This window comes from Pseudomonas sp. SDO55104_S430, assembly GCF_054070595.1.
This window is the reverse complement of sequence record NZ_JBSVXG010000320.1, coordinates 1-4,927: the sequence shown is the minus strand read 5'-3', so window position 1 is coordinate 4,927 and position 4,927 is coordinate 1. Positions and strand designations below refer to the sequence as shown.

5 protein-coding genes are annotated in these 4,927 nt (G+C 63.9%); 2 read left to right on the top strand and 3 right to left on the bottom strand.

What is annotated here, in order from left to right; all coding sequences use genetic code 11:
* Positions 1–155 precede the first annotated feature (155 nt).
* Both ACW9JE_RS28525 and ACW9JE_RS28520 read left to right on the top strand, forming a co-directional pair.
* On the top strand, positions 156–608 hold the full coding sequence (locus ACW9JE_RS28525; protein ID WP_457434660.1) for a multidrug transporter: 453 nt from the start codon (positions 156–158) through the stop codon (positions 606–608).
* 35 nt (positions 609–643) lie between these two features.
* On the top strand, positions 644–1,468 hold the full coding sequence (locus ACW9JE_RS28520; protein ID WP_457434659.1) for an SDR family oxidoreductase: 825 nt from the start codon (positions 644–646) through the stop codon (positions 1,466–1,468).
* A 115-nt stretch (positions 1,469–1,583) separates the two neighbouring features.
* Here ACW9JE_RS28520 and ACW9JE_RS28515 read toward each other — a convergent pair whose 3' ends face one another.
* Genes ACW9JE_RS28515 through ACW9JE_RS28505 form a run of 3 tightly spaced genes read right to left on the bottom strand, consistent with a single transcriptional unit; the run spans position 1,584 to position 4,834 of the window.
* A complete protein-coding gene (locus tag ACW9JE_RS28515) occupies positions 1,584–2,438 on the bottom strand; it encodes an efflux RND transporter periplasmic adaptor subunit (RefSeq protein WP_457434658.1) in 855 nt (284 codons plus the stop codon).
* Between the two features lie 10 nt (positions 2,439–2,448).
* Positions 2,449–2,649, bottom strand: coding sequence for a DUF1656 domain-containing protein (locus ACW9JE_RS28510; RefSeq protein ID WP_457434657.1), 201 nt, complete (start codon positions 2,647–2,649; stop codon positions 2,449–2,451).
* Positions 2,639–4,834: an FUSC family protein gene (locus tag ACW9JE_RS28505; RefSeq protein WP_457434656.1), complete on the bottom strand. Its 2,196-nt coding sequence runs from the start codon at positions 4,832–4,834 to the stop codon at positions 2,639–2,641. The genes ACW9JE_RS28510 and ACW9JE_RS28505 overlap by 11 nt, the downstream gene beginning before the upstream one ends.
* Positions 4,835–4,927 lie beyond the last annotated feature (93 nt).

Below are 4,927 nucleotides of genomic sequence, written 5' to 3'. Positions count from 1 at the left end.
GTTGGGGGACATGGATTGCATTCACACCGCAGATCCTTGTGGGAGCGGGCTTGCCCGCGATGAGGCCCTCACATCCACCACAAAAAACCAGCCCATCGCCAACCCCACCCACCCTTAGGTAGGATGGCCTTCTTCTCCCCCGAGGTCTGTGCGTCATGCTCATCGGCATCCTGCTGGTCATCACCTGGGTGATCCTGTTGCTGCGCTATCCGGCCAAGGCCCTGGCGGCCGCCATCGGCCTGGGCCTGGTCGCCACCTGGGTGGTCTGGATGGATCACCGCGAACTCAAGCAACTGCAACGCCTGGAGCTGCGCATCAGCTACGCGCCGCAACAATGCCCCGCCGACCGTCCGCTGAAACTCACCATGAAAAACGGCAACGACGTACCGCTGACCGAGTTGCGCTGGCGGGTCGCTGCCTACGCGCCGGGCGACACGGTCAACCTGGCCGATAACCAATACACCGCCCCACGCTACCGCGGCCCCGGCGAATTGCAGGCCGGTGATAGCTGGGACGACTGCCTGCCGCTGCCACCGCTGCGCGCCGGCTACCGTGCGGAAACCCTGGAGTTTCGCGCCGAGCGTTTGCAAGGCAGCTTCTCCGACTGATCCCTTTTCCCTTCTGATTGCACAAGGACCGCGCCATGCCCGTTGCGTTGATTACAGGCTGTTCCAGCGGCATCGGCCGCGCCCTGGCCGATGCCTTCCAGGTCGCCGGCTACAAAGTCTGGGCCACCGCCCGCAAGCCTGAAGACGTGGCGATGCTGGCCGCCGCCGGTTTCACCGCCGTGCAACTGGACGTCAACGATGGCCAGGCCCTCGAGCAATTGAGCGAGCGGATCAACCAGCAACATGGCGGCCTCGATGTGCTGATCAACAACGCCGGTTACGGCGCCATGGGGCCGTTGCTCGATGGCGGTGTGCAGGCGATGCAGCGTCAGTTCGAGACCAATGTGTTCGCCATCGTCGGCGTGACCCGCGCGCTGTTCCCGGTGTTGCGCCGGGCCAAGGGGATCGTGGTCAACGTCGGCAGCGTGTCCGGCGTGCTGGTCACGCCGTTCGCCGGCGCCTACTGCGCATCCAAGGCCGCCGTGCATGCCTTGAGCGATGCGTTGCGCATGGAACTGGCGCCGTTCGGCGTGCGGGTCATGGAAGTGCAGCCCGGCGCCATTGCCTCCAGTTTTGCCAAGAATGCAGGTCACGAAGCCGAGCAATTGATCAGCGAACAATCGCCGTGGTTTCCGCTGCGTGAAGGCATTCGCGCGCGGGCCAGAGCGTCTCAGGACAAGCCGACGCCGGCCAGCGAGTTTGCTGCCGGGTTGCTCAAGGCTGTGCAGCAGAGCAAACCACCGAGGTTGATTCGCCTGGGCAACGGCAGCCGCGCGTTGCCGCTGCTGGCGACCTTGTTGCCCAAGGGGTTGCTGGAATCGACGTTGATGAAGCGGTTCGGGTTGCGTGGGCAGCTGTAACGCTGTCCCCCTGTAGGAGCGAGCATGCTCGCGATGGTCGTCAACGATAACGCGGGAAATCTGATGCCCCGCGGTGTCTTTGCGTTCATCGCGAGCAAGCTCGCTCCTACAGAATTCATGTTGGGTTCACGACTACTGTGCAGGTAATCCCCGCCGCCAACAGCACACCTTCCGGCACTTCATCGATGTGGATCCGCACCGGCACCCGCTGCGCCAGGCGCACCCAATTGAAGGTCGGGTTGACGTCGGCGATCAGCTCGCGGCTTTCCGGGTTGTCGCGGTCGTAGATGCCCCGGGAAATGCTCTCCACATGGCCCTTCAGCACTTCGCCACTCATCAGCTGCATATCGGCCTTATCGCCAACTCGCACATGAGGCAACTTGGTCTCTTCGAAAAAGCCGTAGACCCAGAACGAGTTCATGTCGACCACGGCCATTTTCGCTTCGCCGATGCGCGCGTAGTCGCCGCGATGGACGTTCAGGTTGGTGACGTAACCGTCCACCGCCGCCCGGACCTCGGTGCGCTTGAGGTTGAGCTCGGCTGCTTCCAGTTGCGCCTGGGCCTGCTGATAGTCGGCCAGCGCGGAGTCGGCGATGTTGCTGGCGTCGTCGCGGTTCTCCCTGGAGATCACCAGGTTGTCCAGGTCCGCACGGCGATGGGCGTTGACCTTGCGCATCTCCCAGGTCGCCTTGCGCGACGCCACCAGCGACTGCGCCTGCTTGACCGCCAGGCGATAGTGCTCGGGATCGATCTGCATCAGCAGGTCGCCCTTCTTCACCAGCTGGTTGTCACGCACCGGCACGTTCACCACTTCGCCGGTGACATCGGCGGCCACGTTGATGATGTCGGCGCGCACGCGCCCGTCGCGGGTCCACGGCGTTTGCATGTAATGCACCCACAGGTTCCGGCCGATCCATATCGCCAGGGCCAGTACCAGCAGGGTCGCAAGCAGGCTGAAAAGCTTTTTCATCAGGGCGTTCTCAAGGGTAGACAGTCAGCGCCATGGCGCCGAACAGACAGGTAAACAGACTCAGGCGCAGCAGCGCCGGGTGCCAGAAGAAGCGGTACAGATCGAGACCTGAAAAAAACCGGTCCAGCCCCCAGGCCAGCGCCGCGGCAATCAGAAACATCAGGGTCATGGTCGGCATGTACACGCCGTGGAAGGCGATTTCACGGGGCATGTTCGAGTCCTTGGGGCTGGGCTGCCCGGGCGTATTGCGACAGTGGCGATTGCGGGTCCAGCAGCGAAGTGCGGATGAAGTGCAGGTAGCTTTTCACCCGGCGCAACGCCGAGGTATCGAAGTGCGGGGCGAAGGGTTCGTCGGTGGCCTGCACGCGACTGATCGCATGATCGACCGCCACCAGTGCACGCTCCAGATTGCTCTGTCCCGGTTGCAGGAACAGCCGCACCAGCGCGCGGCCCATGACGCGGATCGACTGGCGCCACGGCTGGGTTTCGGCATAGGCCGGGTGCACCGGCAACGTCGCCTGTTCCTTGCGCAACTCGATGATCGCGTGACCGACTTCGAGCACCACGAACATCCAGCGCAGCAGATTGCGCTGCACTTGCGGCTGCCCCGCCGCGAAGCCATAGGCCTGGTGGACAAGATCGCGGGTGCGGCTTTCGAAACTCGACGCCAGGCCCTTGAGCTTGCCGCTGATGGCGTACACCACCTGGCCGCGCAGATCCTGTTCGAGCCGACGCCACAACCAGCGACTGTTGGGCGGCAGGATGATCGCCCCCGCCGCCGCGCACACCAGCATGCCGATCACCATGGCGATGTAGTCGTTGATGAAGGTGTAAGGGTTGTAGATGGTCAGGTTGTCCGGCACCGAACCGATGCTGAAGAAGATCAGCAAGCCCACCCCGACCCCGGCGTATTGCGGCCGCGAGGAGAGGAAAGCGCCGAGCACGAATACCGGTGCCAGCATCACGCACAGCAAGGGGAAACCATCGATGTGCGGGAAGATGAAAAACATCTCGGCGAAACCGATCAGCGCCCCGAGGAAGGTGCCGCAGGCCATCTGGAAAGCCATGCGTTTCGGGTTCGGCGTGGCGGCGGACAGGCCGACGGTAGCGGCGGCCACCAGGGTCATGGTCGCCCCGCTCGGCCAGGCGGTGGCCACCCAATAACTGCCCAGCACCAGCAGAATAAACGACGCGCGAATGCCCGAAGCCGCAGCCGCCAGCCAGTTGGTCTGCGGGGTGAAAGGCTCGTCCCATTGCTCGCGCTCGTGGCTGTGATCGGCCAGGGAAGCGTGGGTCTGTGCATAACTGTGCAAGTCGTCGACGAAGCGATAAAGCAGTTCGTAGGCGGTGTGGAAATCCAGCAATTCGGCCTCGCTCGGCTGACTCGCCTGGAAGGTCGCGCGCAGGCTGCGCACCCGTGCCGGCAAGCCTTCCTTGTAGGCGGTCAAGGCGGTGACCAGACGTGCCGCATCGGCGCTGGTCAGGGCGCGACCGCTGAAGCCGTCGAGCACTTCGGCCAGGTCCTGCAGCCCCGGTTTGATCGCTGCGGCCGCTTGCTCGCTGCAACTGCCGCGCAGGCGTTCGAGCAATTGATGCAGGGCATTGAAACGGGTGCTGATGCCCATGAATTCGCTGTTCAGCCGACTGAGTCGACCGTTGCGCCGACGCATGTGCGGGTCTTCGAACACGGTAACGCTGCGCAGGCTTTCCAGGCCCACCGCTTCGGCGATGAAGCGCACGTTGCCGGCCTCGAACGCCTCCTGTTTGCTGCGCCCGCGCAAGCCATCGGTGACGAACAGGGCGAATACGCCGAAGCGTTGGTACAAGGCATTGCGCATGGCGGCGCTGGAGGTTTGCGGCAGGATCGCAGCGCTGACCAGGGTCGAGCAGAGAATCCCCAGGGAGATTTCCAGCACCCGCCACACCGCCATCATGAAGGCGCCGTCGGGATGGGCCAGGGCCGGCAATCCGACCATCGCCGCGGTGTAACCGGCCAGCACAAAACCGTAGGCGCGGAAGTTGCGACTGCGCGCAGCCCCCGCCGAGCAGACACCGACCCAGATCGCCAACGCGCCGAGGAACAGTTCGGTGTTCTGCGCGAACAGAGCCATCAGCGCCACCATCACCGCCGACCCTGCCAGGGTGCCGAGGAAGCGATAGAAGCTCTTGGCGAACACCTGGCCGGATTGCGGCTGCATGACGATGAACACGGTGATCATCGCCGTGCGAGGCTGCGGCAATTCCAGGCGCATGGCCAGCCAGAGCGTCAGGAACGCGGCGATCAGCACCTTGAAGATATACACCCAGGTCACGCCATCGCTGCGTGCCCAGTCAAAGAAACCCCGGCGCCATTCGAGGGAGTGGAGCCAGCGCAGAGGGGCGGGCATGGGGGTCATGGGAACCTGCTCAATGAAATTCGTCCAGACACAGAGGAACCCTGTCGGAGCGGGCTTGCTCGCGAAGGCGTCGGGTCAGTCAGCTTCTGTGTC

Coding starts and splice junctions, on each gene's coding strand:
- ACW9JE_RS28525 (WP_457434660.1), top strand. CDS start 156: ATGCTCATCGGCATCCTGCTGGTCATCACCTGGGTGATCCTGTTGCTG.
- ACW9JE_RS28515 (WP_457434658.1), bottom strand. CDS start 2,438: ATGAAAAAGCTTTTCAGCCTGCTTGCGACCCTGCTGGTACTGGCCCTG.
- ACW9JE_RS28520 (WP_457434659.1), top strand. CDS start 644: ATGCCCGTTGCGTTGATTACAGGCTGTTCCAGCGGCATCGGCCGCGCC.
- ACW9JE_RS28510 (WP_457434657.1), bottom strand. CDS start 2,649: ATGCCCCGTGAAATCGCCTTCCACGGCGTGTACATGCCGACCATGACC.
- ACW9JE_RS28505 (WP_457434656.1), bottom strand. CDS start 4,834: ATGACCCCCATGCCCGCCCCTCTGCGCTGGCTCCACTCCCTCGAATGG.